This window comes from Psychromonas ossibalaenae ATCC BAA-1528, from assembly GCF_000381745.1.
Lineage (GTDB): Bacteria > Pseudomonadota > Gammaproteobacteria > Enterobacterales > Psychromonadaceae > Psychromonas > Psychromonas ossibalaenae.
Genome location: NZ_KB906969.1, coordinates 132,398 through 158,516, shown reverse-complemented (window position 1 = coordinate 158,516; position 26,119 = coordinate 132,398). Strand labels below are relative to the sequence as shown.

Here is a 26,119-nt window from a genome sequence, read left to right as displayed (position 1 = left end):
CCGATGCTGGAGAGATTATGCTTGGCGGCGGCGGTGATGAATTCTTATAGAATTAGACAGTCTATTTAAAATTCCGCTCGTCGTCTGTCCGATGCCGGAGAGATTATGCTTGGCGGCTGCTGTGATGAATTCTTATAGAATTAGACTGTCTATTTAAAATTCCGCTCGTCGTTTATCCTATGCAGGTGAAATGGTGCCTGGCGGCGGATGCGAATTCGGATAGTACTCAAACTGGTAAAAGGACATACAGTGCATGGTAGACAAAAACAGCGATTATAGACACTGGTCTTTGCCGGAACTTGATGAAAGTGAAACAGAGGAAGCGCAGGAAACAACTTTATTCGGAAAACCGGCAAACTGGTATCATCGCGAAAAAGAGATCGTTGAAGAAGACGTTGAAGAACAACCGCAGCCTTTAACGCTGGATGATATTGAGGCTATTCGTCAGTCTGCCTATGAAGACGGTTTTAAAGAGGGTAAAGACGCCGGTTTTGCGCAGGGGCTAGAGGATGGCAAGACTCAAGGTTTAAGTGAGGGCCATCAGCAGGGGCTTGAACAAGGGACTGTGCAGGGGCTGAATGAAGGGCAGGCACAGATCGATAAACAGATCAGCCGCTGGCAGTTGTTAATTGAACGCTTACATAACCCTCTTGAAAAATTAGATGATAATGTTGAATATCAGCTTATCCGCCTGGCAACCATGCTGGCTGAACAGATTACCCGTTGTGAAGTACAAAGCAATCCGCAGATAATTCTGCAGGCTTTAAAACAGGCAGTTGAAGCTCTGCCTGTTTCTGAGCAGACACTAAAAATCCTATTACATCCCGATGATCTCGTTTTTGTGCAGGACGCATATTCAGCAGAGGTTTGTTTACAGCGCGGTTGGGACCTGCAGCCTGAGCCCGCCTTAGCACGTGGTGACTGTCAGATACATACTCAGACATCCAGTGTCGACTACGCCTTTTCAACCCGTATCGAACAGGTACTGAAACATTTCTTTCAAGATAACCATACACAGCTTCCGCAGAAAAATGACGATTCAAGTTTACTTAATGATCATCCAGTGGAAAATACTGTGCCAGCAGCTGAGCAGGCAGCTCCTGCAGAAACAGCAGATTCAGATAAAGAAGTTATAAATGAATAAACTTGCCCAGCGCCTTGCACAATACCAGACTGGTGAGTCAGTTACTCATCCAACCGTATCGGGCAAACTAGTGCGTGTGGTGGGGTTAACGCTGGAGGCGATAGGCTGCAGCGCTGCGGTCGGTAGTCTTTGTCATGTTGAAACCAATGACGGATTTATTGATGCCGAGGTAGTCGGGTTTTCTGGTGAACGTCTATTTTTAATGCCCAGTGAGCGTTTAACAGGTGTGCTGCCCGGTGCTCGGGTCATTCCACAGCTTAAAGCACAGGGGATCCCCGTCGGTATGGAGCTGTTGGGGCGTGTTGTTGACGGGCTTGGCAGTCCGCTGGACGGTAAAGGCGAAATTATTACCGCTCATACCAGTCAGTATAATAACCCGCGCATTAATCCCTTAAGCCGTAAAGCGATTAAAGATCCTCTTGATGTTGGAATTAAAGCGATTAATGCATTACTGACCGTTGGTCAGGGCCAGCGTATGGGACTTTTTGCAGGCTCCGGTGTCGGTAAAAGTGTACTGCTGGGTATGATGACCCGAGGCACAAATGCCGATGTGGTTGTTGTTGGCTTGATAGGTGAGCGTGGCCGGGAAGTTAAAGAGTTCATTGAAGAGATATTAGGAGAAGAAGGGCGTAAGCGGGCTGTTGTCATTGCCGCACCTGCGGATGCTTCTCCGTTAATGCGTTTAAAAGGCTGCGAAACAGCCTTAACGATTGCAGAATATTTCCGCGATCAGGGGTTGAATGTTTTATTGTTAATGGACTCATTAACCCGTTTTGCGCAGGCGCAGCGTGAAATTGCATTAGCAATCGGTGAGCCTCCTGCAACAAAAGGTTATCCGCCGTCGGTTTTTGCAAAATTACCCGCTTTAGTTGAACGTGCTGGTAACGGTAATGAAAATCAGGGATCGATCAGTGCCTTTTTTACCGTATTAACAGAAGGAGATGATCTGCAGGATCCGATTGCCGACGCATCCAGAGCAATATTAGACGGGCATATTGTTTTATCGCGGGAACTAGCGGATTCAGGGCATTTTCCTGCTATTGATGTCGGTAAATCGATCAGTCGTGTTATGCCCATGGTGACATCCGATGAGCATCAGACACTGGCTCGAGTGTTAAAACAGGCCTACTCCTTATATCAGGAAAATAAAGAGCTGATCACCATCGGCGCCTATGCCAGAGGAAGTGATCCGCGAATTGATAAAGCGATTGTGATTAGACCAAGGCTGGATCATTTCTTGCAACAGGGAATGAAAGAAAGCATTAGTTACAACGATTGTTTGACGCAGCTTGCGACGTTAACGCAGGAATTTGTAAATAGCTAACAGCTTCTTAACTAAGATCCCTCTGCCGCAGAGAGAACCAGGCGTATTGCTGCCAGCTAAATGTAAAAGGAGTTTGAGATGTCAGGAAATGCACTGCAGCTTGTCTATGAGCAACGCGAAAAACAGGTAGAGCAAGCATTACGGGCATATCAAAAAGCGCAGCAGAGCCTATTTGAATACCGTCAACAGTTACAAAATCTACAGCAGTATCGCCGTCAGTATATTACCCAGTTAAGCGAAAAGGGCTCCCAAGGATTATCAATATCTGAACTTGGAAAGTATCAGCAGTTTATTGTGCAGATAGATCAAGGCTTGAGCAAGCAGCAGCAGGGATTGGTTAAATTTGAATATGATGTGCATACGGCTAAAAAGCAGTGGCTGGATAGTCAGGTGAGCTGCAAAGCGATGGCGATGCTCCTGGAAAAAAAAGCACTGCAGAAAGCAAAAATTGCAGATAGGAAGGAACAGCAGCTGCTTGATGAATTTGCTACTTTCCAGTTTTTCCAAAAAAGATCCAGCATTTAATCTGGTGATTATAGATTTGGTCTGCAAATTGCTTAAGATTAATGTAGATCTTTTTAATTTGATTAGCGGTTATTTTCAGCCGCAAAAGCGGTAGAAATATCCATTTTATTATTCTGTGTTACAAAATTGTCACTGGTTTTGTTTAGAGAGAGCTAAATTTATGATGCAATCAATATTATTAAGCGGTCCCTCTGCCGCGCCGTCGAATGAAAGTTCATCGGCTGCTGCTGTTGAGAGCGAAACAGAGAGCGATTTGCCGCCGATTGAAAAAGATAAATCGGGCGAGGCTTTCTCTCTGCTTCTTGACTCGGTCATTGAGGGGCAGGGCAATAGTGAAGGTGAAATTGAGACTGAACTTGCAGCGGATGAGTTATTAGAAGAAGTGAAGCCTAATGATGAGATGCCGCAGGATGATAGTGCAGAAATCAACAATGAAGAGCAGTTATCTGAAGAGCTGCCTCAGCTGGACGCTGCTGTCGAGACAGATCAAAGCGCCGCCTCTGGGAATGTGCTGCAGCAGAGCCGTGAAACGCTGCAGAGTGATTTAGAAGCAGGTAATTTAACAGCTGTTTCTGCTGAAGATAAAATCACCTTGGCTGGTGATATGAAGAACCCTGCCGATAGCCAGGAAGCTATTCCGGGGGGAGTTTTGGCCGGTACTGCAGTGAATAATGCAGATAAAAACAGTAACCCTATTCTGGCACAGATTGAAGCCGCTCAAAAAATAGATACAAAAATAACAGCCGCGCAAAAAGCGGTGCAGGCAGCTTCTGAAAGCTCAGAGCTGTCGAATGAGGTAAAAAAAGGGGCTGGGAAAGAGGATAAGGAGCAGCTGAAAGCGGTATTTTCGAGTGCAGAGGATGCCGGTAAGTCTATGCAGAAAAATTCAACTGATGATTTGTTAAGTGCAGAAATGTCTGCTCGTTCAATAGATAAAAGCGAACCGTTTGCATTTATGCATAAAAATGATGCCGAGCGAAACTTTCTTACTAATTCGGTTGAGAACAGTCCGTTACGAGCAGCCGCTAGTAACGTTTCTAGTCTTGATAAGCTAATTAATCATAATACTCAAGAAGCACAATCCGCTTTACAAAAACCTTTAGAGCTGCATTCTAAACATGCATCTGCTCTGTTAGGGGAGCGTATTATGATGATGATCGGCCAGGGTAAGCAGGAAATTCAGATACGTCTGGATCCTGCCGAATTAGGTTCAATGCATATCAAGTTACAAGTACAGCAGGATCAAGTGCAGCTGCATATTCAGACTCAAGTTGGACAAAGCCGGGATCTTATCGAACAGAATCTACCAAGATTACGTGAACAGCTTGCACAGCAGGGGATCAGCCTCGGAGATACTAGTGTAGAGCAGAATAATCAGCAGCAGAGCCAAAATCAACAGGCGAAAGACGGCGTGATTAATACAGGCGGAGCTGCCGGCAGCGAGCTTCTGCAGCAGGAAACAGGTGACAACAGTCAGTGGATTCCTTCAAAAATACCGCTTCCAGCTCAAGGAATTGATTATTATGCCTAAAGGAGATTAATTGTTACTGGATTCGTAGAAAAGATGCATTAAAATCAGCGCTGACATTGGCAAATAATAATAACAGGGAATAAACAGATGGCTGAAGAAGAAAATGAAGAGCTTTCATTAGAAGAAGGAACTCCTGCAGGAGGCGGTAAAAAAAAGCTGATAATCATTGTCGCCGCCGTTGTGTTGTTGTTAGCTGCAGGCGGTGCTGCTTACTTTTTTCTGTTCAGCGGTGAAGAAGAGGCCGCTGCAGAGCAGACTGAAGGAGGAAGCTCAGAAGAACAAGTTGTTGAAAGTCTAGCAGCAACCTACGTTGCGATGCCTAGACCTTTTGTTTTTAATGTAATGGATGGAAAACGTGATCGTCTAGTACAGATTAAGGTTCAGCTGATGGTACGGGGCAGCGCAAATGAAGCCTTAGCTAAAAAACATATTCCTTTATTAGAAGGTGCGCTGGTACGCGTTTTCGGTGCGGCGACTGTTCAGCAGCTGCGGGATCCGGCTGGTAAAGAACTTCTCCGAGTTTATGCATTAAAAGCATTAAACGAAGCAACCACTAAGCTGGAGAATAAAGAATTAATAGATTCAGTATTATTCACCGGTTTTGTTTTACAGTAATTATCTGCCGCCGCTGGATATATTCCGGATCAACGGCAAAGATTTAATGAAGTAAAGATCAGATATAAAAACAAAGCCGCAGATTATTCCTTATTTTTCAGTCGCTTTTTACAGTAATTTTTTACAGCAGTAGGGTTTTTCATGGCAGATTTATTATCTCAAGACGAGATTGACGCGCTTCTACATGGTGTTGATGATGTTGAAGAGGATGTCGTTGAAGGTGGTGACGAGGGAGATGATTCCCTTGTCCACTTTGACTTTTCATCGCAGGACCGGATCGTTCGTGGGCGGATGCCGACACTTGAGCTGGTTAATGAGCGTTTTGCCCGCCATTTAAGAATCAGTTTATTTAATATGCTGCGCCATACCGCGGAAGTCTCCATTAACGGGGTGCAGATGCTTAAATTTGGCGAGTACGTTCATACCTTATTTGTTCCAACCAGTTTAAACATGGTCCGTTTTCGCCCGTTAAAAGGGACTGCATTGATCACCATGGAAGCACGTTTAGTTTTCATTTTAGTGGAGAATTTTTTTGGCGGGGACGGACGTTATCATGCCAAAATTGAGGGGCGCGAATTTACCCCTACTGAACGTCGTATTATTCAAATGCTTCTGAAAATAATATTTGAAGATTATCATGATGCCTGGGCGCCGGTAATGGATGCTGAATTTGAATATTTAGACTCGGAAGTAAATCCGGCGATGGCAAACATTGTCAGTCCGACAGAAGTGATTGTGGTTAACTCGTTCCATATTGAGCTTGACGGCGGGGGAGGTGATTTCCACATCGCTATGCCGTACTCAATGCTGGAGCCGATCCGGGAATTACTGGATGCCGGCGTACAGAGTGATAAAGAGGATACCGACCAGCGCTGGAGCCAGGCTCTGCAGGATGAAATTATGGACGTAGATGTCGACTTTACCGCTAAGCTGCTGGAAACAGTGCTGCCGCTGCGTGACATGATGGATTTCAAAGTCGGGGATATTATTCCGGTAGATATGCCCGAGTCTCTGCTTGTCTCCGTTGAAGGTTTACCGACATTCAGGGGAACGTTAGGCAAGTCAAATGAAAACTTAGCATTGAAAATCACTGAGCGCATTGATCGGCCTGAAATACAGAACACCCAGCTGCAGCTGGGTAATTTAAAAGATATGAGTGATGCAGAGTAATTAAGGACCTGCAGATTTATTGAATATTATTAAAAAAGAAATTGATAGGGAAAAATTATGAGCACTGAACAAGATATGGCTGATGAGTGGGCCGCTGCACTTGAGGAATCTGGTGATGCGGGACAGGGAGATAACGTCAATAATGTTGAGCTCGATGAACTTCAGGATACATCTTCAACGTTAAGTGCAGAAGAGCATGCTCGATTAGACAGTATTTTAGATATTCCTGTCACAATTTCCATGGAAGTCGGGCGCAGTAAAATAAATATTCGTAACCTGCTGCAGTTAAATCAGGGATCCGTTGTGGAACTGGATCGTATTGCCGGAGAGCCGCTTGATGTTTTAGTGAACGGTACTTTGATTGCGCATGGCGAGGTGGTGGTGGTAAATGATAAATTCGGTATTCGTTTAACGGATGTTATCAGCCAGACTGAACGGATTAAAAAACTTAAATGATACGTTTTTTTATACTTGTCGGTGCTTTTTTTCCTGTGCTTAGTTTTGGCGTGCAAGAAACAGCCAGCCGTCCTGATTTAGCACTAGGCAGCATGCTTGCGTCATTATTATTAGTGATTGTCTGTATTTTTGTTTTTGCTTATCTGATGAAAAAAACCAACCTGTTAAAAAATGGCCAAGGAAAATCGGCGATTAAAGTGGTGGCAACGCAGCCTTTGACCAGTAAAGGCCGGGTACAGATGATTGAAATAAACGGTCAGCACTATCTATTAGGTGTCACTGAGCAGAATATCACTTTACTTGATAAGTTTGAAAAACCTGTAACAACAGAAAATGAGCCGGATAACGAGGCTGTGGTTAACCCGTTTGCCGTATTATTATCTAAAATAAGTAATAAAAATCATGAATAGAATATTTCTGGCTATTGGTGCTGTTTTACTGCTTGTCTCGCCGCATCTGTTTGCCGAGTCTGGTGCTTTGTCTGCTGTCACAGTGACAACTAACTCTGGTGGAGATCAGGAATATAGTGTGACACTGCAGGTTCTGGCGTTTATGACGGCGCTGAGCTTTTTACCGGCTATGCTGATTTTAATGACATCTTTTACCCGTATCGTGGTGGTGATGTCTATTTTACGGCAGGCTACGGGGCTGCAGCAGACGCCGTCGAATCAGGTGATTAACGGCATCGCGCTTTTTTTAACGTTTTTTATTATGGCGCCGGTATTTGACCGGGTGAATGAAACTGCCCTGCAGCCCTATTTGAATGAAGAAATGACCATCACCCAGGCGCTGGAAAAAGGCAAGAAGCCGATGATGGAGTTTATGCTGGCTCAAACTAGATTAAAAGATTTAGAGACTTTTCTGGAAATAGCTAATATACAGGTCGATACTCCGGCAGAGGTGCCGATTACCGTGCTGATTCCAGCTTTTGTAACCAGCGAACTTAAAACGGCTTTCCAGATAGGGTTTATGATCTTTATCCCGTTTTTGATTATCGATTTAGTGGTGGCGAGTATATTAATGGCAATGGGTATGATGATGCTATCCCCTATGATTGTATCGCTGCCCTTTAAGTTAATGCTGTTTGTGCTGGTTGACGGCTGGAATTTAATTATGGGCAGTTTAGCTAACAGCTTTGGTTTGTAGGGAGGAGTTATGGAACCGGAAGTTTTTGTAAACATTTTCCGTCAAGCCCTGTGGACTGTACTGATGCTGGTGTCGGCTGCGATAGTACCAAGCTTATTAATCGGTTTAGTGGTTGCTATTTTTCAGGCCGCCACATCAATTAATGAACAAACACTGAGTTTTTTACCGCGTTTAATGATGACCTTAACTGCATTAGCATTCGGCGCGCACTGGGGCTTTAATAAGCTTATGGAATTCTTTTTTTCCATGATTGAACAGATACCGCAGGTAGTAGGCTGATGCACTTTTCTGCGGAGTTTTTACTTGACTGGCTAGCTGCTTATTTTTGGGCTTTCTGTCGTATTGCCGGCATGCTGATGGTGATGGTTGCTGTCGGCTCTCGTACCACACCTGCACGGATCCGCTTGTTTTATTCTTTTGCAGTTACAGCCGCAGTGGTGCCTGTTCTTCCCCCCATTACATTAGATATTGAGCTGTTTTCGCTGGCCAGTGCATTTGTGATCCTGCAGCAGGTGCTGATCGGCATTGCTATCGGCACCGTCTCTGTTTTTGTTGTACAGACCTTTGTGGTTGCCGGGCAGGTGATTGCAATGCAGACTAGCCTAGGTTTTGCTTCAATGGCAGATCCGATGAATGGTCAGTCTTCACCTGTTGTTGGTCAGTTTTATGTACTGCTGGTGACGCTGCTGTTTTTAGGCGCAGATGGTCACCTGTTAATGATTGAGATGATGGTCAGAAGCTTTGATACGCTGCCGGTTTCAATGGACGGATTATTAGCCGTCGATTATGAGAAACTGGCGGGCTGGTTTTCTTTGATGTTTCGCGCTGCTCTGGCTTTTTCGATCGCTTCTATGGTGGCAATGCTGCTGGTTAATTTATCTTTTGGTATTATGACTAAGGCTGCGCCGCAGTTGAATATATTCAGTTTAGGTTTTTCCATCAGCATGGTATTTGGGTTATTTGTTTTATGGATAACCCTGGTAAATGTGCCTGTTCATTTTAATAACCAATGGCTGCGCGGTATCGGTTTAATGTGTGAATTATTAAATAATGCCTGTGGAGCACCTTAAATATTCATTTCTTCTGCCCAATAATGGCATAGTTATTGATTAATTTTCCTATAATTAGCTTATCTATAATTTGTGTCTCTGCAGTTAATATCAGCAACCGGAGTCTAGTTCATGGCTGAAAATGAAAACGGAACGGAACGTTCCGAAGAAGCCACCCCCGAGCGGCTTCGAAAGTCCAAAGAAAAGGGCCAGGTTGCCCGCTCTAAAGAGTTAGCAACGGCGTCGGTTTTGATTTCGGCTGCGCTCTCCTTCCTGGTTTTTGGTGACAGGCTGGCATATGAGCTGTCTGTCATGATGAAGCGCGCATTTACTTTTGAGCGTACTGTTCTATTCAACCCTGAGCATATGTGGCTTCATTTAAGCGGCAGCTTTACCGGCTTAGCACTGCCGATGTTCACCATCTTGTTTATGCTTTTTGTTATCTCTATTTTAGGCAGTTCATTATTAGGCGGTATGTTATTCAGTACCAAGGCAATGATGCCTAAGTGGAATCGTTTAAGTCCTGCTGCGGGCTTAAAACGTATGTTAGGTCTGCAGGCCTGGGTTGAATTATTAAAGTCCATATTAAAAGTACTGGTTGTAATCGGCATGGTATGGTGGATTTTGGGCACGACTTTTGAGCGGATCCTGCATCTGTCGGTTACACCTTTACCCGGCAGCGTGTTTGAAGCGTTAGATATGATCTCCTGGATGTTTATTCTCTTGTGCTGTTCTATGCTGTTAATTGTTGCTGTTGATGTGCCCTATCAGATCTATAAGCATACTCAGGAAATGAAAATGACCAAGCAGGAGGTCAAAGATGAATTTCGTAACTCTGAAGGAAAACCGGAAGTAAAACAGCGTATTAGACAGCTCCAGTATGAAGCGTCGCAGCGTAAAATGATGGGGGATGTGCCCGATGCCGATGTTATTGTGACCAATCCGACTCACTATTCTGTGGCATTAAAATACGAACAGGACGGAGAACGGGCTCCCTATGTTGTTGCTAAAGGTGTTGATTTTATGGCGCTTAAAATACGGGAAGTGGCACGTGAATATGAAGTGCCGGTGATGCAGACCCCGCCTTTATGCCGTGCTATTTATCATACCACTGAAATTAATGAAGAGGTTCCAGAAGAGTTGTTTGTAGCGATTGCACAGGTGCTCGCATATATTTATCAGCTGGATCAGTTCCGTAAAGGACGCTCTGGCCGTCCGAAAAAACTACCTGATGATCTGCAGATTCCAGAAGCGTTTAAATATAACGATTAATATATAGACGTTCTTAGTTTTCGGTTTCTTTTTATTTAGAAGCTGTTCAAGTTATTGTCATTAAATCCGTACACCTCCGGTACGGCTGTTGCATAATGGCATAGTTACTATGCATCTTTTGTGGCATCATCTGCTGTTATAGGGATCATCTGATAATTATAGGGAATTAACATTAAAACGGTATTCACCTCAATATGGGCAAATAAAGCTAGAATAGCCGGCGGACTTGGTACGCCTATTATGGTTTTGGCGGCTTTAGGTATGGTTATTTTACCCATGCCGACGCTGCTCTTAGATATGTTATTCACATTCAATATTGCCCTGGCTCTGGTTGTTCTGCTTGTCTCTATCTATACCAAAAAGCCCCTGGACTTTGCCGCCTTTCCAACTGTGTTATTAATCGCAACTCTGTTACGTCTGGCGCTTAATGTTGCTTCTACCCGTATTGTATTACTTGAAGGGCATCAAGGGGGAGCCGCCGCCGGACAAGTAATTGAAGCATTCGGATCGGTTGTTATCGGCGGTAATCTGGCCGTTGGTTTAATTGTATTCCTTATTTTAATGATTATTAACTTCGTCGTTGTTACAAAAGGTGCCGGACGAATATCCGAAGTTAGTGCCCGCTTCACTCTAGATGCAATGCCCGGTAAACAGATGGCGATTGATGCGGATCTGAACGCCGGTTTAATCGATCAGGATCAGGCGCGCAAACGCCGTGAAGAAGTGACCATGGAAGCGGATTTTTACGGTTCTATGGATGGCGCCAGTAAATTTGTAAAAGGTGATGCTATTGCCGGCATTATGATCCTGTTTATCAATATTATCGGCGGTTTTATTATCGGTATGGTGCAGTTTGATCTGCCCTTTGCACAGGCTGCTGAAATTTACACTATTTTAACCATAGGTGACGGTTTAGTTGCGCAGATCCCCTCGCTGCTGCTGTCGATTGCCGCCGCGATTACCGTGACCCGTGAAAATACAGAAGCTGATATGGGCGGACGTGTGCTGGGTCAAATGTTTGACGATCCAAAAGCTTTGATGATCACCGCCGGAATTTTATTTGTGATGGGTATTGTGCCGGGCATGCCTCACCTGGCTTTTTTAACTTTAGGCGGGATAGCGGCCGGTGGTGCGTACTGGCAGCTTAATCGTGTCAAAAAACAGGCATCTTCCGATGAGCTGGCACAGGAAACGGCGGTTGCGGCTGCTGGTGAGCAGGCTGAGGTTAAAGAGCTCGGCTGGGATGATGTGCGGAGTGTCGATACAATAGGCTTAGAAGTGGGTTATCGTTTAATCCCTCTGGTTGATAAAAGCCAGGGCGGGGAACTATTAGCGCGCATCAAAGGGGTGCGGAAAAAACTGTCTCAGGAGATGGGTTTTTTGATCCCGCCTGTGCATATTCGCGATAACCTGGATTTAGCACCCAATAATTACAATATTTCACTGATGGGCGTGAGCTGCGGATTTGCAGATATTTATCATGATAAAGAGATGGCCATTAATCCCGGGCAGGTTTTCGGCCCTATTGACGGCGTTGCCGGAATAGATCCGGCTTTTGGTCTTGAGGCGGTGTGGATAGAAGAGGTGCAGCGGGAGCAGGCTCAGGCGTTAGGCTATACTGTTGTAGACACGGCAACGGTTGTAGCAACACATTTGAGTCAAATTTTAAGTAACCATGCCGCGCAGTTATTAGGACATGAAGAGGCGCAGAACTTACTGGATTTATTAGCTAAGAAGCACCCCAAACTTGTTGAAGGTTTAGTACCGGAAATTCTTTCGTTGAGTACGGTTGTAAAAGTACTGCAGAGTTTGTTAAATGAGAATGTGGCCGTTAGGGATATTCGCTCGATTGTGCAGACTTTAGTCGATTACGGGCCGCGCAGCCAGGATGCAGAAGTATTAACTGCCGCCTGTCGTATTTCATTAAAACGTATGATAGTCCAGGAAATTATAGGCAATGAACCAGAACTACCTGTTATCACCCTTTCTAATGAGTTGGAACAAATATTGCACCAGTCGATGCAGGCGGGTGGAAGTGACGGTGCTGGTATTGAGCCCGGGCTTGCTGAAAGAATTCAAAACTCACTGGTTGAAGCGTCACAGCAGCAGGAATTATTAGGGCAGGCTGCTGTATTATTAACCTCAGGTGTATTGCGCGGTACGTTAGCTAAATTTGTTAAACATACAATTCCGAGTCTGCATGTACTCTCTTATCAGGAAATTCCTGATGATAAACAGATAAAAATAATTAGCTCTATTGGGCAGTAACTGGGTGTTTTGGGTATAATCGATGAAAATTAAACGTTTTTTTGCAAAAGATATGCGTACAGCAATGACCGAAGTAAAAGAGGTGTTAGGACCTGACGCGGTTATAATGTCGAATAAAAAAGTGGTCGGCGGGATTGAAATTGTAGCGGCTGTTGACTACCAGGCGGAGCAGGCATCGGCAGAAAAAAATCCACCCAAAGATGACCTGTTTGGTGCTCTGCAGGATGATAATGTGCAGTTATCTTCGCAGGGAAATAAAAAGTCAAACACACCTCTTAAACTGCAGAAAAGTACGCGTAACGGTGCCAAGGACAGTGGTGAGGATTTTGCTAAATCACTGAATTCATTTTTTGGTAAAGTTAATGCGCAGCAGGCTAAAAATAAGGTACAGAAAAAACAGGTTCGCTCAGATCTGCCTGCATTTTCATTACCTGAGACGAAAGGCGCTTCGAGAGTAAACCAGCCGAAAACGCTTGCGGAACAGCAAAGCTGGGCATCTCAGAATGAAATAAAACAAAACAGTGCTCCTTCACGCCGCAGTGCTCCCGTCGGCCGCAGCAATGATAATAAAGAAATCGCTAAAATCGGTGCAGAGGTTGCTTCTTTACGCAAGTTGTTAGAGCACCAGGTATCTGGCTTAATGTGGCAGGAAATGGAACGTAAAGAGCCGATTAGAGCCATGGTTATTAAATGGCTCAGCAAAGCAGGATTTTCAGATGATGTCGCGGATCAGCTGGCGAGTTATATTCCGGAAGATGCTTCTTCCACTGAAGTTCAGCAGTATATACAGGCGTTATTGCAGGATAAAATTTATATCGGCAGCAATGAAATTCTAGCCAAGGGCGGGGCCATCGCTCTGCTGGGGCCGACAGGGGTTGGTAAAACCACGACAATCGCTAAACTTGCCGCCCAGTTCGGCATGAAGTACGGGGCAGATCAGGTCGCATTAATTACAACAGATACTTACCGGATCGGCGCGCATGAACAACTGGCCACCTATGGTAAAATCATGGGCTGTTCTGTACGTGTTGCCAAAGATGCTGATGAGCTTTCAGAGATTCTCTACCAGTTTAGAGAAAAGCGTTTAGTGCTGATTGATACAGCCGGAATGGGGCAGCGGGATGTCAGACTGTCAGAACAGTTAGAGACATTAATGCGTAACAGTCGTGTTAATATTCAAAGCTATTTGGTAATTTCATCGACATCACAACGTAGAGTTGTTGAAGAGGCCATTGCGCACTTTAAACGAATTGCACTGTCAGGCTGTATATTAACTAAAGTTGATGAAAGTATCGGATTAGGTGAAGTACTGAGTGTCACGATGCAGCATGCTTTACCGATTTGTTATGTAACAACCGGGCAGCGGGTGCCTGAAGATATCGAAATTGCCAAAACTGAAAATTTAATCGGCGGCACATTAGATATGATGAACAATATTTTTGAACAAGAACAGCACCAGTGGCATAGCAGCTTTGACGGCGAATAAGCTTTTTATCACGGTGAATTAACAATTTTATATAATGAGTAATATAATGATTTCAGATCAAGCAAGCGGCTTAAGAAGAATGAAAAATAATCAAGTGAAAGTAATTGCCGTTACCGGCGGGAAAGGCGGTGTGGGAAAAACTAATGTGACTTTGAATATGGCCGTTTCACTCGCGCAGAGAGGTAAACGGGTGTTAGTGCTTGATGCCGATTTAGGCTTAGCTAATGTGGATGTTTTATTAGGTATTCGCGTCACTAAAAATCTATCTCATGTTTTGTCTGGTGAATGTACCCTGGATGAGGTGATTGTCACCGGTCCTGACGGTGTCATGATCATCCCTGCTACATCGGGTACTCAGTCTATGGTTGAGTTAAGCGATATTGAACACGCCGGTCTGATCCAGGCTTTCAGCTCACTGCAGACGCCGATTGATATGCTTCTGATTGATACGGCTGCCGGTATTTCAAACATGGTTGTCAGCTTCGCTCAGGCAGCTCAAGATGTATTAATGGTGGTATGTGATGAACCGACCTCCATTACAGATGCCTATGCGCTGATCAAGATATTAAGTAAACAGAACGGTGTCTACCGCTTTAAAATTGTTGCGAATATGGTGCGTAGTTTACGTGAAGGACAAGATTTATTTACTAAACTTACCCGTGTGACAGATCGTTTTTTAGATGCTTCTTTAGAGCTGGTTGCCTGTATTCCCTTTGACGGTAATGTTCGTCAGGCAGTACGAAAACAGAAAGTTGTTGTACAGGCATTTCCAAAGACACCTGCATCTCTTGCATTTAAAGCGCTGGCAAACCGTGCTTGTGACTGGCCGATACCGCATCAGCCGGGCGGGCATCTTGAATTTTTCATTGAGAAGCTGCTTCTTAATGATATTGATGCAATGAGTGAGTTTTCATAAGTGATAAAAGCGCAGGGCTATTACAATAACACCTCTGATCTAATTGAGAAACACTCTGAATTAGTTCAAAAAATAGCCTATCATTTAATGGCTAGGTTACCGGCGAGTGTGCTGATTGATGACTTGGTACAGTCCGGTATGATCGGGCTTCTGGAAGCCGCGCGAAACTTTGACAGCACCAAAGGTGCAAGCTTTGAAACCTTTGCCGGAATTCGTATTCGTGGTGCGATGTTAGATGAAATGCGCAGAGGTGACTGGGTACCTCGTTCAGTGCACAAGAACAGCCGCAGTATTGCCGGGGCAATCGCAGAGGTTGAAAAGCGTACCGGCTGTGATGCTAAAGAGGTTGAGATTGCCAGGCAGCTCAATGTCACATTGCCTGAATACCAGCAGATGCTGCGTGATGTGAACTGTGCGAAGCTTGTTGCATACGAAGATCTCTCTGGCTCAGAAGACGGCTTATCAGGCGAACCGGTCAGTCATGATGCAGTTTTTCATGAAGTAAGTGAAAATGAATTTTCAAACAAACTTGTGTCTATGATAAAACAGCTGCCTGAGCGTGAGGCTTTAGTACTGTCATTATATTATGATGAAGAATTGAATTTAAAAGAGATTGGTTTAATACTTGATGTAAGCGAATCGAGGATTAGTCAAATTCACAGTCAGGCACTGCACCGCTTGAAAGCTAAAGCAGATGCAGCCTAGAATATAAACAATATTGATAAATTGACAAGATATGAGTCACAGTTGAGCTAAGAAGGCTGTAAATAGTGGTTTATTATTGTATATTTTTTAATTATTTACTTATGATTTGTTTTAAGTAAATAAATTAAAAAAATAAATTTTTACTTAGGGGAACGTTTTGGACAGAAATATGAAGGTATTAATTGTTGATGATTTTTCAACAATGAGACGGATAATCAAGAACCTGCTGCGGGATCTTGGTTTTACAAACACTTTTGAAGCTGATGACGGCAATACTGCTTTACCGATGCTGAAAGAAGGGGATTTTGAATTCGTTGTAACAGATTGGAATATGCCGATTATGCAGGGAATTGATCTTCTGAAAGAGATCCGCAAAGACCCTAAATTAAAACATCTGCCTGTTTTAATGGTAACAGCAGAAGCGAAAAGAGAGCAGATTATTGAAGCGGCTCAGGCTGGTGTAAACGGCTATATCGTTAAACCTTTTACAGCCGGTACGCTAAAAGAAAAACTGGATAAGGTTTTTGAACGATTAGGTTAAAAGGGGATGGGTATGGCACATGAATTAACGCCGTTACTGTCACTCTCTCAAGCAAAAGCACTAGTCGCTCATTTAGAAGCTGATGAGATAAATGCCGCAAATGAAATTGTTGAGAGTGCAGGTAAGCCAGCATCAGAGGATGATAGTGCTGTTTTTTACAAGGTTGGTGAATTAACACGAGAACTGCATGATGCATTGCTGAGCTTTCAAAATGACACTCGATTACTGGATCTGGCTGGTCAGGATATTCCTGATGCTAGAGAACGTTTAAATTATGTTATTGAGATGACAGATAATGCGGCCAATAAAACCATGGATGCGGTTGACAGCTGCCTGCCTATTGCCGACAAACTTATTGAAGATCTTGAGTCTGTAACCCCAAGCTGGCAGGGGCTTATGACTAGAGATTTAGCATTAGGTGAATTTAAAATTTTATGCCATCAGATTGATGCGATGATTAAAGAATCAACAACCGGCGCATTAAATTTAAGATCTTCTCTTACAGATATTCTTATGGCGCAGGATTTTCAAGATTTAACCGGTCAGATGATTCGACGCGTTATCGAATTAGTGCAGGAAATTGAATCAAAATTAGTCGTGATCTTAACAGTCTGTCACCCCGGAGAGAAATATTCCGGCGATGAAACTGCTGCAGATAGTACGGATAAAAATATTAGAGCTGAGGGTCCTATCATAAACGCAGAAGAGCGGGATGATGTTGTGAATGGACAAGATGATGTTGATGATTTGCTCTCTAGCTTAGGATTTTAAGGAAACGGAAAATGACATTCGAAGTAGATGAAGAGATCCTCCAGGACTTTCTGGTAGAAGCTGGAGAAATTTTAGAATTACTATCAGAGCAGCTGGTCGAGTTGGAGAATAATCCAAACGACACTGAATTACTCAATGCCATTTTCCGTGGATTTCATACTGTAAAAGGCGGGGCCGGTTTTTTATCTTTGACTGAACTGGTTGAAACCTGCCATGGTGCCGAGAATGTGTTTGACGGCTTACGCCAGGGGCATCGTGAAGTTGATGCTGCACTGATGGACACTATATTAGGCGCATTAGATGTTATTAATGAACAGTTTGAAGCTGTTCAGACCGGAGATGCTGTAACGGCTGCTCCGGCTGATATTTTACAACAGCTGCATCGCCTAAGTAAGCCTGCATCGGAAGATGAAGTGCCGCAGGCCACGGCAGAACCTGAGCCGGTACCTGAAACACCTGCTCCTGAAGCGGTAACGCCTGAACCAGTCTCCCCTGCTGGAAACTCTATTGATGAAATTGATGAAGCTGAGTTTGATGCTTTATTAGATGAACTGCATCAGCAGTCAGGCTCGACAGTAGCTGCACCTGCCGCCGCCCCTGAAAATGCGGATATTTCTGAAGATGAATTTGAGTCACTGCTTGATGAACTGCATGGTGTGGGCAAACATAGTCTGGCGCCGGCCGCTTCTTCTGAAAAAGCAAGTGTAAGTACAGATAATACTGCAGCTCCTTCAAGCACTGATATTAATGATGATGAATTCGAGTCTTTACTCGATGAACTGCATGGTAAAGGCGCTCACGGTGGTATTCCCGCAGCAAGCCCTGAACCTGTAAAAACGTCCGTTGCGGGTGATGAAATAACCGATGATGAATTTGAATCATTACTTGATGAGCTACACGGTGCAGGAAACAGTGCGCAGACAAGTGTAGAAAAAACGCCCGCACCGGTTGAACCGCCTGCACCGGTAATCGAGAAATCTCCGGTATCGGTGAAAGCAGCTGTTGTTCCTGAAGTTAAAACGCCTGCTCCCAAAGAGGCCGCACCTAAAGCTGCTGCTCCTAAGCCTCCTGCACCTGCTAAAGCCCCTGCACAGAAAAAAGCACCGCCACCGGCTGCTGAGCCGACAGTGCGGGTTGATACAAGTATCCTTGATGAAATCATGAATATGGTCGGGGAACTGGTACTGGTACGCAACCGTTTAGTCAGCCTTGAATCAACCTCCGAAGATGAAGAAATATCCCGTGCGGTTGCCAATCTAGACATTGTTACCGGTGATCTGCAGGGCTCGGTAATGAAAACACGAATGCAGCCGATTAAAAAAGTATTTGGCAAATTTCCGCGTGTGGTTCGAGATTTAGCGCGTACTTTAGGTAAGAATATTCGTCTTGATTTGGTCGGTGAAGAAACCGATTTAGATAAAAACTTAGTGGAAGCACTGGCAGATCCGCTTGTGCATTTAGTGCGAAACTCAGTTGATCATGGTATCGAAATGCCGAATGTTCGTATGCAGAATGGTAAAGAGAAAGAAGGGCGAATATTATTATCTGCTTCGCAGGAAGGTGATCACATACTGCTGGTTATCGAAGATGACGGTGCCGGTATGGATGCTGATAAGTTAAAACAGATTGCAATGGATAAAGGTATCTTAGATCAGGATGGGGCGGATAGAATGTCCGACAAAGAAGCCTACTCTCTTATATTTGCCCCTGGTTTCTCGACAAAAGTTGAAATATCGGATATCTCCGGCCGCGGCGTCGGCATGGATGTGGTTAAAACCGGAATAACTAAATTAAACGGTACTATCTCAATTGATTCAAAATTAGGTAAAGGAACGCGCTTAGAAATAAAAGTACCGCTGACTTTGGCTATTTTACCGACCCTGATGATTGTTGTTGCAGAGCAGACATTTGCTTTACCTTTAACCAATGTAAATGAAATTTTCCATCTGGATTTATGTAAAACAAACATTGTTCATGGTCAGCTGACCATTGTTATACGTGATCGTGCTATTCCGCTGTTTTATCTTCGCGACTGGCTGGCTCCGAATGCTGAGCCGATTGAAAAAGGTCAGGGAGTCGGGCATGTGGTCATTGTACAGTTAGGTGTGCAGCAGATAGCATTTGTTGTTGATGCACTGCTCGGTCAGGAAGAAGTCGTTATTAAAGCACTGGATAAACTGTTGTCAGGTACTCCCGGCATGGCAGGAGCTACCATTACTAGTGATGGTGGAATCGCGCTTATCCTGGATTTACCAAGCTTATTAAAACATTACGCATAAAAATAAATAGGATTTTAAATGGCAATAAAAGTATTAGTTGTTGATGATTCGAGTTTTTTCCGTCGTCGAGTAAGTGAAATTATCAACAAATCACCTTCATTAGAAGTTATTGCAACAGCAAATAACGGACAAGAAGCAGTAGATATGGTTGCCAAAGTCAAGCCTGATGTAGTCACTATGGATATTGAAATGCCGGTGATGGACGGCATTACCGCAGTGAAAAAAATCATGGCGGCTAACCCTCTTCCTATCCTGATGTTTTCTTCATTAACCCATCAGGGAGCTAGTGCAACTTTAGATGCCCTGGAAGCGGGAGCATCAGACTTCTTACCGAAAAAATTTGAAGATATTGCACGAGATAAAGAGGAGGCGATTGCATTACTGCAGCAGCGGATTATCGCTATTGCCAACCGCCGTGTGCCGCGAGTCTCAACTAGGCCGGTAACACCAGTAAGGGAGGCCGCTAAACCTGCTTCCAGCCCGTTAAGAACAAGCCCTGCTTTATCGGCATTAAAAAAGTCAACAGAAACAACTCGTTCAGCACGACCGGCTGTTTCTAGCAGTACTCCTTCGGCTATTAAAACTGCAGCTGGTACGCCTGCGCCTAAAAAGCATTTTAAAGCATCAGGTAAATCCTATGACATTTTAGCTATCGGTACATCAACAGGTGGGCCTGTTGCTTTACAGACTATTTTATCAGAGCTTCCGCGTAACTTTAAACTGCCGATAGTCTTAATTCAGCATATGCCGGGAACCTTTACGAAAGCTTTTGCCGACCGTCTCAACGGGATATGTCAGATCAGTGTAAAAGAAGCTGCTGACGGCGATGTTTTAAAACCCGGTTGTGCGTATTTAGCGCCTGGCGGTAAACAGATGCTGCTTGACGGACGTGCCGGTCAGGCAAGAATAAGAATCCATGAAGGCAGTGAAAAGTTAAATTACAAACCCAGTGTTGATATTACTTTTGCTTCATTATCGAAATTATACAGTAATAAGGTACTTGCGGTTGTATTGACCGGTATGGGGGCTGATGGTCGAGACGGTGCCCGGATGCTGAAGGAGAGAGGCTCGGAAATCTGGGCGCAGGATGAAGCAAGCTGTGTTGTTTACGGTATGCCTCAAGCGGTAACGAAAGCCGGGATTGCGACTGAGTCTTTACCATTAGAGCAGGTGGCAAAGCGAATCAAGGTAGAACTGAAGCATGAATAAGCTTGGTTTTTTAGGCTTTTTTATCATTATTTCAAGTTTGCTATTTGCACAAGTTTATCATGGCTCATCAATAAAAGGTCTGTTTGATTTACCTGCTTTTTTAATTGTATTTGGAGGGACATTAGGAGCGGTACTGGTACAAACTTCAAGTAAGCAGCTTATCCATGCATTAAAGCTGCTTCCTAAAGTCTTTTACAGACCTTCACACTCCCTTGCTGAACAGTCAAAAAAAATTCAGAGCTGGTCCTATAAATCGCGTCAGCATGGTCTGTTAAGTTTAGAAAATGAAAGTAATGAAAACCTTGATCCTTTTACTCGCAAAGGTCTGGCAATGCTGGTTGACGGCTGTGATCAGATAGCTTTGCAGGATATCCTGCAGCAGGACATTGACTTAGACAGTGAACATCATGAACGCAGTGCTCAGCTGTATGAGTCAATGGGAGGATACAGTCCGACAATAGGTATTATTGGTGCTGTATTAGGTCTGATTCAGGCCATGAGTTTCCTCGACCAGCCCGATAAATTAGGTGCAGGTATTGCAGTTGCTTTTGTCGCTACCATTTATGGTGTGGGCTTTGCCAACTTTATATATCTGCCGATCGCTAATAAAATCCGGCTGCATTATCAATATACAGCTCTCTTCAAAGAGATGACTTTAATCGGTCTGCTTGCAATTGCTCATGGTGATAACGGTCTGCTTCTGGATCGTCGTTTACACGGCTATATTGACCGGGCATCCTTTTAATGCGTGTTCGCCCCCGCTCCCGGCTGAAGATGCACAGCGGCAACGATCTGCACCGCTGGACCGTTTCTTACGCAGATTATATGACCTTAATGTTTGCTGTTTTTGTTGTGCTGTTCGCCGTGTCAGCAAGCAAAGAAGATAAATATAAAGAGGTTGTTCAAAGTATTCAAGATGCGACTCAACTGCTTAACCAGTCTGTTTTCAGTTCGGATCGTGAAGGTATTTTAACTGCTAACAGCAACAGCATTATTGAAGACTCCGGTCCGGCAATGTTATCCGAGGGAATGGTTAATCAGGCAAATAACGAACTTTCAGATGTTGATACATTAAAAGCAGGTTGGGAGCTGAGTCAATTAAAACTTGAGCTGGAAACGTTATTCTTATCTGAACTGAACAATGAGGTGGTACAGTTAGATCTTGATGGTGACTGGCTAACTATTGAGATGGGGGGGCAGTTACTGTTTGCAGCCGGAAGTCATAGCCTTTTAGCTTCTTCTGCTGAACTGACGCGTAAACTAGCCGCTGTATTAAAGCCGGTAGATAATATGCTCCGTATCCGTGGTTATACCGACCTGGATACAATATCTAACGAAATATATGCTTCGAACTGGGAGCTTTCAGGGGCTCGGGCATTTAGTGTACTGCATGCTTTAAATGAACTTGGCATTGTCGGTCAGAGAATGGTGGTGGAAGCTTACGGTGAATATTATCCACTAACCGATGCTGCGGGTAATGTGGATAATGCAAGAAGTCGCCGGGTTGTGATTGCGGTTTCTAAATATGCTTTTGTTGAACCTGCTGTTAATTCTAAAAATGCGGATAAAAATAACGTTACACCTCCAGCCCTTCCTAAAGCAGATAGTGAAGAGATGCAGGAAATTTATTTACCAGATAATCGCTTAATAATTACTACAAGGCAGGAATAAAGTTGTTAGTTTGGACTGTTGCAAATCAAAAAGGGGGCGTGGGTAAAACAACAACTGTGATTTCATTAGCAGGACTGCTGGTTGAACGAGGTTTTCGAGTGTTGCTCATTGATACGGATCCGCATGCTTCTTTAACCAGTTATCTGCAGTACGACTCGGATCAGCTCCCTGTTAGTTTATATGATCTTTTTCAGGAGCCTGCTCAGAAAAAATCTGAGTTAGAGCAGGTTATTTTACCGACAGAGATGAATAACATCTCATTAATTCCTGCTTCTATGGCGTTAGCTACCCTGGACCGGGTATTAGGTAATAAAGAGGGCATGGGACTGTTTTTAAATAAACAGTTAAAATTAGTGGAAGATGATTTTGATTTTGTGCTTATTGACTGTCCGCCGGTACTTGGAGTAATGATGGTTAATGCTTTAGCCGCCTGTGATAAAATACTGGTGCCGGTGCAGACAGAGTTTTTAGCATCCAAAGGCCTAGAGCGAATGATAAAAACGCTGGAGATAATGCAGCACTCTCGAGATTCTGACTTTGATTACTGTATTATTCCAACCATGTATGACAAAAGAACGCGTGCTTCATTAAATACTTTAGGAGTACTAAAAAACAGGTACTCAGACAAAGTTTGGAGTGGTGTCATTCCGGTGGATACAAAATTTAGAGATGCAAGCCTGGAACACTTACCCGTTTCCTTTTATTCGCGTAACTGTCGAGGTGTTTTTGCATACGAAACTTTACTTAATTACTTGTTACAAGCAGAGCAGTACTAAATGAAAAATAATAATGATGAGGCAATGGAAAGTTACTTTACGTCTATGCTGCGTGAGGAAACGCCGCAAAAAGTGATGTCTGAAACACTAACGGATGATGTTCATGAGCAGTTAGAGAGTTTACGCTCTGCTGTGCCTGTTTTACCGGAAACGCTGGTTTTTTCGGAAAGTGAAAAAGAAGTAGAAACTTTAACTGCACAACAGTTATCCGAAGCTGTTGAAACAAATCCCGTTCAAACTCCACGATGGGAGAATTTAGTAGTTGAAAACGAGTTTCAGGTTTTATTTTTTGAATTGGCAGGATTAACTTTTGCAGTTCCTTTAACCGATTTAGGCGGAATTCATCACCTGGATTCTTCACTCAATTTTTTATTAGGCAAGCCAGCCTGGTTCTCCGGGGTAATGACTCATAACCAGTCATTATTTAATATTGTTGACACTGCAAAATGGATAAATACCGGTTCTTCTGCGGAAACATTAAACTACAGCCATTATATTTTACTCGGTTCGACCGGGTGGGGGCTGTCTTGTGAGAAATTATTAGGCACAGAAACATTAAACAGTTCGCAGGTAAAATGGCGGACAGTAGAAGGAAAAAGGCCATGGCTGGCCGGTATGGTTAAAGAAAAAATGTGCGCTTTAATCCATGCTGAAGAATTAGTTAAGCTGTTGAATAGCGGAATGAATATTCACGGACATTAAGCACTGGAAAAATTTTGATTAGCAACTAATATAAACTCATGACCTATTAACCAACCCAATTGAACAGAGAATATTATGAATAGAGACGGAAAAACATCAGACAGCTCTTCCGATGACGAAATCTTCCAAAGGGTGACTTTTCAGTTAGAAAATGAAACTTATGGTATCAATGTAATGCAGGTGCAGGAGATTTTGCGTTACACTGAAATTGCCGCTGTACCAGGTGCCCCTGATTATGTATTAGGTATTATCAATTTACGAGGTAACGTTGTTACCGTCATTGATACCCGTTCTCGTTTTGGTTTAATGCCTGCTGATATTACAGATAACAGTCGTATTGTTATTATCGAAGCAGAAAAGCAGGTGATTGGTATTTTAGTTGACAGCGTTGCTGAAGTTGTTTACTTGAAAAAATCAGAGATGGAAGTGGCTCCTCATGTGGGAACTGAAGAAAGCTCTCAGTTTATTCAAGGGGTAACTAACCGTGACGATGGTTTGCTTATTTTAGTTGATTTGAACAAGCTCCTCAGTGATGATGAGTGGGATGAGTTAAGCCTTTTATAAATCTAATTTTTGGGTAGTGAATGTATTTACAATATATCCCCTGGCTGGCCTTAGTGCTAGCCTTTGTTTTTTTTGTTATCTGTCTTTATTTAATAAACAAACTAATTAAGAAAACCCATGCATTAGAAGTGCTTGTTAAATCATTACTAGCAAGTAATGACACCAATAAACGACAATTCACTGAGATTCATTCCGGCGCAGTGGGTATGGGAAAAAAGATTCAACAGTTAGATTCTGTTATTAAAAAAACTCAAGAAAATCAATTGAATCTGGTCGCACAGGCGCCAGAAAACCGGCTTTACACGCGTGCTGTAAAAATGGTGGAATTAGGCGCTTCCATTGAAGAGTTAATGACAGAGTGTGAGCTGCCGAGAGCTGAAGCAGAACTGCTGCTTAATCTGCACCGCAAGTAACAAACTGCCGCTCACCTTGTGCCTGACCTTGTTTAATTCCTAATCCGGGTTTTATCTGCCCGGATATATTACTAGCCAGCCCTGCATTTTTTATCTCCCTTATTATTCGAGTCTTTTGAGAGAATCATAACCTGCTCATATTAATGCTTTATCTTTATTACTTAGCTTAATTATCTGTGCTAGGATTCAAAACTCTTAAAATAGCCTTCAGTATCGGCGGCTGTATTCGTTCTCTCTAATCGTTTTATTTTGTTAGGTTGTATTAATGCTTCACTGCGAAAAATTAACTTGTGTCCGTGAGGATCGAATATTATTCAAAGATCTTAGTTTTACTGTTAATCCGGGAGAAATTGTACAAGTTGAAGGGCCTAACGGCGTCGGTAAAACCAGCCTTTTTCGCCTTCTAGTTGGGTTATCGAGTCCATATTCAGGACAAGTGCTGTGGAACGGAAACTTAACATCTGATGATCGCGAGTCTTTTTACCAGGAGCTTCTATATCTTGGCCATAAATCAGGTGTAAAACCCGAACTAACAGCCTTAGAGAATCTGCAGTTTTTCCAACAGGTGCATCCGAGTCATAGAAATGCTGATCTGTGGCAGGTCTTAGCAAAAGTTGGTTTAGCCGGTTACGAGGATATTACCGCATCTCAACTTTCAGCCGGACAGCTGCGCCGCGTTGCATTGGCTCGGTTATGGCTTAATGACTGTCCATTATGGATACTCGATGAACCCTTTACTGCTATTGATAAATCAGGTGTTGCTGTTTTAGAAGAGCTGTTTATTAAACATGCTCAAAACGGTGGTATCGTTGTGCTTACCACGCATCAGGATTTAAATATTGATTCAAATCTTCTGGCAAAAATAACACTGACAAAAACGGCGGATGACTTATATGTTTAAGGCATTTTCACAGGTTGTCAGTAAAGAATTAAAAGGCGCTTTTCGCCGCCAAAGTGATATTCTGAATCCAATCTGGTTTTTTATTATTGTTGTTACTCTTTTTCCACTGGGGATTGGTACAGATCCTGCGCTGCTGAAGCGAATTGCGCCCGGTATTATCTGGGTTGCTGCTTTATTAGCCGCGCTGTTATCTTTTGAGCGCTTGTTTAAAGATGATTTCATCGATGGTTCTCTTGAGCAATTGATGCTAACCCGGTATCCTCTTCCGTGGTTAGTAAGCGCTAAAGTTTTTGCTCACTGGCTGCTTACCGGCCTGCCTGTTTTATTAGTATCTCCTCTACTTGCGACCTTTCTGGCGCTTGATGTTGAGACCTACTGGGCACTGTTTTTAACATTATTAATTGGTACACCTATTTTGAGTTTATTAGGAGCGATTGGTGTTGCCCTAACGGTTGGATTAAGAAAAGGAGGAATATTATTAAGTTTAATTATGCTTCCCCTGAGTATTCCGATTCTAATATTTTCAACAATGGCCATTGATGCAGCTGCTTACGGACAGTCATATTCAGGGCTGTTAGCGCTGCTTGGTGCAATGCTGGTTGCTTCGATTACTTTATCACCATTTGCTATCGCCGCTTCATTACGGGTTAGTGTCAGTTAAAACAGACGATATTAAAATATATAG

29 protein-coding genes are annotated in these 26,119 nt (G+C 43.5%); 28 read left to right on the top strand and 1 reads right to left on the bottom strand.

Annotated features, from left to right (window positions below):
* Positions 1 to 253: 253 nt before the first annotated feature.
* The 12 genes from fliH to flhB all read left to right on the top strand — a co-directional run bounded on the left by fliH (position 254) and on the right by flhB (position 10,232).
* Positions 254 to 1,144 (top strand): flagellar assembly protein FliH, encoded by an 891-nt coding sequence (fliH, locus tag G327_RS0102875; protein ID WP_019613262.1) that lies wholly within the window; start codon positions 254 to 256, stop codon positions 1,142 to 1,144.
* Positions 1,137 to 2,468 carry a flagellar protein export ATPase FliI gene (gene fliI, locus G327_RS0102870; RefSeq protein WP_019613261.1) on the top strand — a complete coding sequence of 444 codons (1,332 nt, stop codon included), beginning with the start codon at positions 1,137 to 1,139 and terminating at the stop codon, positions 2,466 to 2,468. Before fliH ends, fliI begins: the two co-directional genes overlap by 8 nt.
* Before the next feature lie 78 nt (positions 2,469 to 2,546).
* Positions 2,547 to 2,993, top strand: a complete 447-nt coding sequence (fliJ, locus tag G327_RS0102865) for a flagellar export protein FliJ (protein ID WP_019613260.1) — start codon at positions 2,547 to 2,549, stop codon at positions 2,991 to 2,993.
* Between the two features lie 160 nt (positions 2,994 to 3,153).
* Positions 3,154 to 4,524, top strand: coding sequence for a flagellar hook-length control protein FliK (locus G327_RS0102860; RefSeq protein ID WP_019613259.1), 1,371 nt, complete (start codon positions 3,154 to 3,156; stop codon positions 4,522 to 4,524).
* An 87-nt stretch (positions 4,525 to 4,611) separates the two neighbouring features.
* Positions 4,612 to 5,139 carry a flagellar basal body-associated protein FliL gene (fliL, locus tag G327_RS0102855; RefSeq protein ID WP_019613258.1) on the top strand — a complete coding sequence of 176 codons (528 nt, stop codon included), beginning with the start codon at positions 4,612 to 4,614 and terminating at the stop codon, positions 5,137 to 5,139.
* Positions 5,140 to 5,280: 141 nt separating this feature from the next.
* Positions 5,281 to 6,309, top strand: a complete 1,029-nt coding sequence (gene fliM / locus G327_RS0102850) for a flagellar motor switch protein FliM (protein WP_019613257.1) — start codon at positions 5,281 to 5,283, stop codon at positions 6,307 to 6,309.
* Positions 6,310 to 6,366: 57 nt separating this feature from the next.
* Positions 6,367 to 6,765: a flagellar motor switch protein FliN gene (gene fliN / locus G327_RS0102845; RefSeq protein WP_019613256.1), complete on the top strand. Its 399-nt coding sequence runs from the start codon at positions 6,367 to 6,369 to the stop codon at positions 6,763 to 6,765.
* The gene (fliO, locus tag G327_RS0102840; protein WP_019613255.1) at positions 6,762 to 7,175 is read left to right on the top strand and encodes a flagellar biosynthetic protein FliO; all 414 of its coding nucleotides are present in this window, start codon (positions 6,762 to 6,764) and stop codon (positions 7,173 to 7,175) included. Before fliN ends, fliO begins: the two co-directional genes overlap by 4 nt.
* Positions 7,168 to 7,911: a flagellar type III secretion system pore protein FliP gene (gene fliP / locus G327_RS0102835; protein ID WP_019613254.1), complete on the top strand. Its 744-nt coding sequence runs from the start codon at positions 7,168 to 7,170 to the stop codon at positions 7,909 to 7,911. Before fliO ends, fliP begins: the two co-directional genes overlap by 8 nt.
* Positions 7,912 to 7,920: 9 nt before the next feature.
* Positions 7,921 to 8,190 carry a flagellar biosynthesis protein FliQ gene (fliQ, locus tag G327_RS0102830; protein WP_019613253.1) on the top strand — a complete coding sequence of 90 codons (270 nt, stop codon included), beginning with the start codon at positions 7,921 to 7,923 and terminating at the stop codon, positions 8,188 to 8,190.
* Entirely contained in the window at positions 8,190 to 8,981 is a 792-nt protein-coding gene (gene fliR / locus G327_RS0102825; RefSeq protein WP_019613252.1) for a flagellar biosynthetic protein FliR, read from the top strand. Before fliQ ends, fliR begins: the two co-directional genes overlap by 1 nt.
* A 111-nt stretch (positions 8,982 to 9,092) precedes the next feature.
* Positions 9,093 to 10,232 carry a flagellar biosynthesis protein FlhB gene (flhB, locus tag G327_RS0102820; protein ID WP_019613251.1) on the top strand — a complete coding sequence of 380 codons (1,140 nt, stop codon included), beginning with the start codon at positions 9,093 to 9,095 and terminating at the stop codon, positions 10,230 to 10,232.
* A gap of 107 nt (positions 10,233 to 10,339) precedes the next feature.
* On the opposite strand, the gene G327_RS27015 is transcribed toward flhB, so the two are convergent.
* On the bottom strand, positions 10,340 to 10,510 hold the full coding sequence (locus G327_RS27015) for a hypothetical protein (protein ID WP_019613250.1): 171 nt from the start codon (positions 10,508 to 10,510) through the stop codon (positions 10,340 to 10,342).
* Between G327_RS27015 and flhA the strand changes: the two genes are divergently transcribed.
* The 16 genes from flhA to ccmB all read left to right on the top strand — a co-directional run bounded on the left by flhA (position 10,446) and on the right by ccmB (position 26,095).
* Positions 10,446 to 12,500, top strand: coding sequence for a flagellar biosynthesis protein FlhA (gene flhA / locus G327_RS0102810; RefSeq protein WP_281167213.1), 2,055 nt, complete (start codon positions 10,446 to 10,448; stop codon positions 12,498 to 12,500). The genes G327_RS27015 and flhA overlap by 65 nt on opposite strands.
* 22 nt (positions 12,501 to 12,522) lie before the next feature.
* On the top strand, positions 12,523 to 13,986 hold the full coding sequence (flhF, locus tag G327_RS0102805; protein ID WP_019613248.1) for a flagellar biosynthesis GTPase FlhF: 1,464 nt from the start codon (positions 12,523 to 12,525) through the stop codon (positions 13,984 to 13,986).
* 46 nt (positions 13,987 to 14,032) lie between these two features.
* Positions 14,033 to 14,902: a MinD/ParA family protein gene (locus G327_RS0102800; protein ID WP_019613247.1), complete on the top strand. Its 870-nt coding sequence runs from the start codon at positions 14,033 to 14,035 to the stop codon at positions 14,900 to 14,902.
* Between the two features lie 87 nt (positions 14,903 to 14,989).
* Positions 14,990 to 15,607 (top strand): RNA polymerase sigma factor FliA, encoded by a 618-nt coding sequence (locus G327_RS0102795; protein ID WP_245542668.1) that lies wholly within the window; start codon positions 14,990 to 14,992, stop codon positions 15,605 to 15,607.
* 157 nt (positions 15,608 to 15,764) lie between these two features.
* The gene (gene cheY / locus G327_RS0102790) at positions 15,765 to 16,148 is read left to right on the top strand and encodes a chemotaxis response regulator CheY (RefSeq protein ID WP_026339155.1); all 384 of its coding nucleotides are present in this window, start codon (positions 15,765 to 15,767) and stop codon (positions 16,146 to 16,148) included.
* A gap of 12 nt (positions 16,149 to 16,160) precedes the next feature.
* On the top strand, positions 16,161 to 16,919 hold the full coding sequence (locus G327_RS0102785; RefSeq protein WP_019613244.1) for a protein phosphatase CheZ: 759 nt from the start codon (positions 16,161 to 16,163) through the stop codon (positions 16,917 to 16,919).
* A gap of 11 nt (positions 16,920 to 16,930) precedes the next feature.
* Positions 16,931 to 19,198 carry a chemotaxis protein CheA gene (locus G327_RS0102780; protein WP_019613243.1) on the top strand — a complete coding sequence of 756 codons (2,268 nt, stop codon included), beginning with the start codon at positions 16,931 to 16,933 and terminating at the stop codon, positions 19,196 to 19,198.
* Between the two features lie 18 nt (positions 19,199 to 19,216).
* A complete protein-coding gene (locus tag G327_RS0102775) occupies positions 19,217 to 20,407 on the top strand; it encodes a protein-glutamate methylesterase/protein-glutamine glutaminase (protein WP_019613242.1) in 1,191 nt (396 codons plus the stop codon).
* Positions 20,400 to 21,152, top strand: a complete 753-nt coding sequence (locus tag G327_RS0102770) for a flagellar motor protein (protein ID WP_019613241.1) — start codon at positions 20,400 to 20,402, stop codon at positions 21,150 to 21,152. The genes G327_RS0102775 and G327_RS0102770 overlap by 8 nt, the downstream gene beginning before the upstream one ends.
* A complete protein-coding gene (locus G327_RS0102765; RefSeq protein ID WP_019613240.1) occupies positions 21,152 to 22,078 on the top strand; it encodes a flagellar motor protein MotB in 927 nt (308 codons plus the stop codon). The genes G327_RS0102770 and G327_RS0102765 overlap by 1 nt, the downstream gene beginning before the upstream one ends.
* 2 nt (positions 22,079 to 22,080) lie before the next feature.
* On the top strand, positions 22,081 to 22,854 hold the full coding sequence (locus tag G327_RS0102760) for a ParA family protein (protein WP_019613239.1): 774 nt from the start codon (positions 22,081 to 22,083) through the stop codon (positions 22,852 to 22,854).
* Positions 22,855 to 23,556 (top strand): chemotaxis protein CheW, encoded by a 702-nt coding sequence (locus tag G327_RS0102755; RefSeq protein WP_019613238.1) that lies wholly within the window; start codon positions 22,855 to 22,857, stop codon positions 23,554 to 23,556.
* Between the two features lie 75 nt (positions 23,557 to 23,631).
* Complete coding sequence (locus G327_RS0102750; protein WP_019613237.1) at positions 23,632 to 24,120, top strand: chemotaxis protein CheW; 489 nt, start codon at positions 23,632 to 23,634, stop codon at positions 24,118 to 24,120.
* 20 nt (positions 24,121 to 24,140) lie between these two features.
* Entirely contained in the window at positions 24,141 to 24,533 is a 393-nt protein-coding gene (locus G327_RS0102745) for a DUF2802 domain-containing protein (protein WP_019613236.1), read from the top strand.
* Between the two features lie 265 nt (positions 24,534 to 24,798).
* A complete protein-coding gene (gene ccmA / locus G327_RS0102740) occupies positions 24,799 to 25,434 on the top strand; it encodes a cytochrome c biogenesis heme-transporting ATPase CcmA (protein WP_019613235.1) in 636 nt (211 codons plus the stop codon).
* On the top strand, positions 25,427 to 26,095 hold the full coding sequence (gene ccmB / locus G327_RS0102735) for a heme exporter protein CcmB (RefSeq protein ID WP_019613234.1): 669 nt from the start codon (positions 25,427 to 25,429) through the stop codon (positions 26,093 to 26,095). Before ccmA ends, ccmB begins: the two co-directional genes overlap by 8 nt.
* The last annotated feature ends 24 nt before the right edge of the window (positions 26,096 to 26,119 follow it).

What these genes read in the sequence shown, in the direction of transcription:
- fliH (WP_019613262.1), top strand. Translation starts at nt 254, where the DNA reads ATGGTAGACAAAAACAGCGATTATAGACACTGGTCTTTGCCGGAACTT.
- fliI (WP_019613261.1), top strand. Translation starts at nt 1,137, where the DNA reads ATGAATAAACTTGCCCAGCGCCTTGCACAATACCAGACTGGTGAGTCA.
- fliJ (WP_019613260.1), top strand. Translation starts at nt 2,547, where the DNA reads ATGTCAGGAAATGCACTGCAGCTTGTCTATGAGCAACGCGAAAAACAG.
- G327_RS0102860 (WP_019613259.1), top strand. Translation starts at nt 3,154, where the DNA reads ATGATGCAATCAATATTATTAAGCGGTCCCTCTGCCGCGCCGTCGAAT.
- fliL (WP_019613258.1), top strand. Translation starts at nt 4,612, where the DNA reads ATGGCTGAAGAAGAAAATGAAGAGCTTTCATTAGAAGAAGGAACTCCT.
- fliM (WP_019613257.1), top strand. Translation starts at nt 5,281, where the DNA reads ATGGCAGATTTATTATCTCAAGACGAGATTGACGCGCTTCTACATGGT.
- fliN (WP_019613256.1), top strand. Translation starts at nt 6,367, where the DNA reads ATGAGCACTGAACAAGATATGGCTGATGAGTGGGCCGCTGCACTTGAG.
- fliO (WP_019613255.1), top strand. Translation starts at nt 6,762, where the DNA reads ATGATACGTTTTTTTATACTTGTCGGTGCTTTTTTTCCTGTGCTTAGT.
- fliP (WP_019613254.1), top strand. Translation starts at nt 7,168, where the DNA reads ATGAATAGAATATTTCTGGCTATTGGTGCTGTTTTACTGCTTGTCTCG.
- fliQ (WP_019613253.1), top strand. Translation starts at nt 7,921, where the DNA reads ATGGAACCGGAAGTTTTTGTAAACATTTTCCGTCAAGCCCTGTGGACT.
- fliR (WP_019613252.1), top strand. Translation starts at nt 8,190, where the DNA reads ATGCACTTTTCTGCGGAGTTTTTACTTGACTGGCTAGCTGCTTATTTT.
- flhB (WP_019613251.1), top strand. Translation starts at nt 9,093, where the DNA reads ATGGCTGAAAATGAAAACGGAACGGAACGTTCCGAAGAAGCCACCCCC.
- G327_RS27015 (WP_019613250.1), bottom strand. Translation starts at nt 10,510, where the DNA reads ATGGGTAAAATAACCATACCTAAAGCCGCCAAAACCATAATAGGCGTA.
- flhF (WP_019613248.1), top strand. Translation starts at nt 12,523, where the DNA reads ATGAAAATTAAACGTTTTTTTGCAAAAGATATGCGTACAGCAATGACC.
- G327_RS0102800 (WP_019613247.1), top strand. Translation starts at nt 14,033, where the DNA reads ATGATTTCAGATCAAGCAAGCGGCTTAAGAAGAATGAAAAATAATCAA.
- G327_RS0102795 (WP_245542668.1), top strand. Translation starts at nt 14,990, where the DNA reads ATGGCTAGGTTACCGGCGAGTGTGCTGATTGATGACTTGGTACAGTCC.
- G327_RS0102785 (WP_019613244.1), top strand. Translation starts at nt 16,161, where the DNA reads ATGGCACATGAATTAACGCCGTTACTGTCACTCTCTCAAGCAAAAGCA.
- G327_RS0102780 (WP_019613243.1), top strand. Translation starts at nt 16,931, where the DNA reads ATGACATTCGAAGTAGATGAAGAGATCCTCCAGGACTTTCTGGTAGAA.
- G327_RS0102775 (WP_019613242.1), top strand. Translation starts at nt 19,217, where the DNA reads ATGGCAATAAAAGTATTAGTTGTTGATGATTCGAGTTTTTTCCGTCGT.
- G327_RS0102770 (WP_019613241.1), top strand. Translation starts at nt 20,400, where the DNA reads ATGAATAAGCTTGGTTTTTTAGGCTTTTTTATCATTATTTCAAGTTTG.
- G327_RS0102765 (WP_019613240.1), top strand. Translation starts at nt 21,152, where the DNA reads ATGCGTGTTCGCCCCCGCTCCCGGCTGAAGATGCACAGCGGCAACGAT.
- G327_RS0102755 (WP_019613238.1), top strand. Translation starts at nt 22,855, where the DNA reads ATGAAAAATAATAATGATGAGGCAATGGAAAGTTACTTTACGTCTATG.
- G327_RS0102750 (WP_019613237.1), top strand. Translation starts at nt 23,632, where the DNA reads ATGAATAGAGACGGAAAAACATCAGACAGCTCTTCCGATGACGAAATC.
- G327_RS0102745 (WP_019613236.1), top strand. Translation starts at nt 24,141, where the DNA reads ATGTATTTACAATATATCCCCTGGCTGGCCTTAGTGCTAGCCTTTGTT.
- ccmA (WP_019613235.1), top strand. Translation starts at nt 24,799, where the DNA reads ATGCTTCACTGCGAAAAATTAACTTGTGTCCGTGAGGATCGAATATTA.
- ccmB (WP_019613234.1), top strand. Translation starts at nt 25,427, where the DNA reads ATGTTTAAGGCATTTTCACAGGTTGTCAGTAAAGAATTAAAAGGCGCT.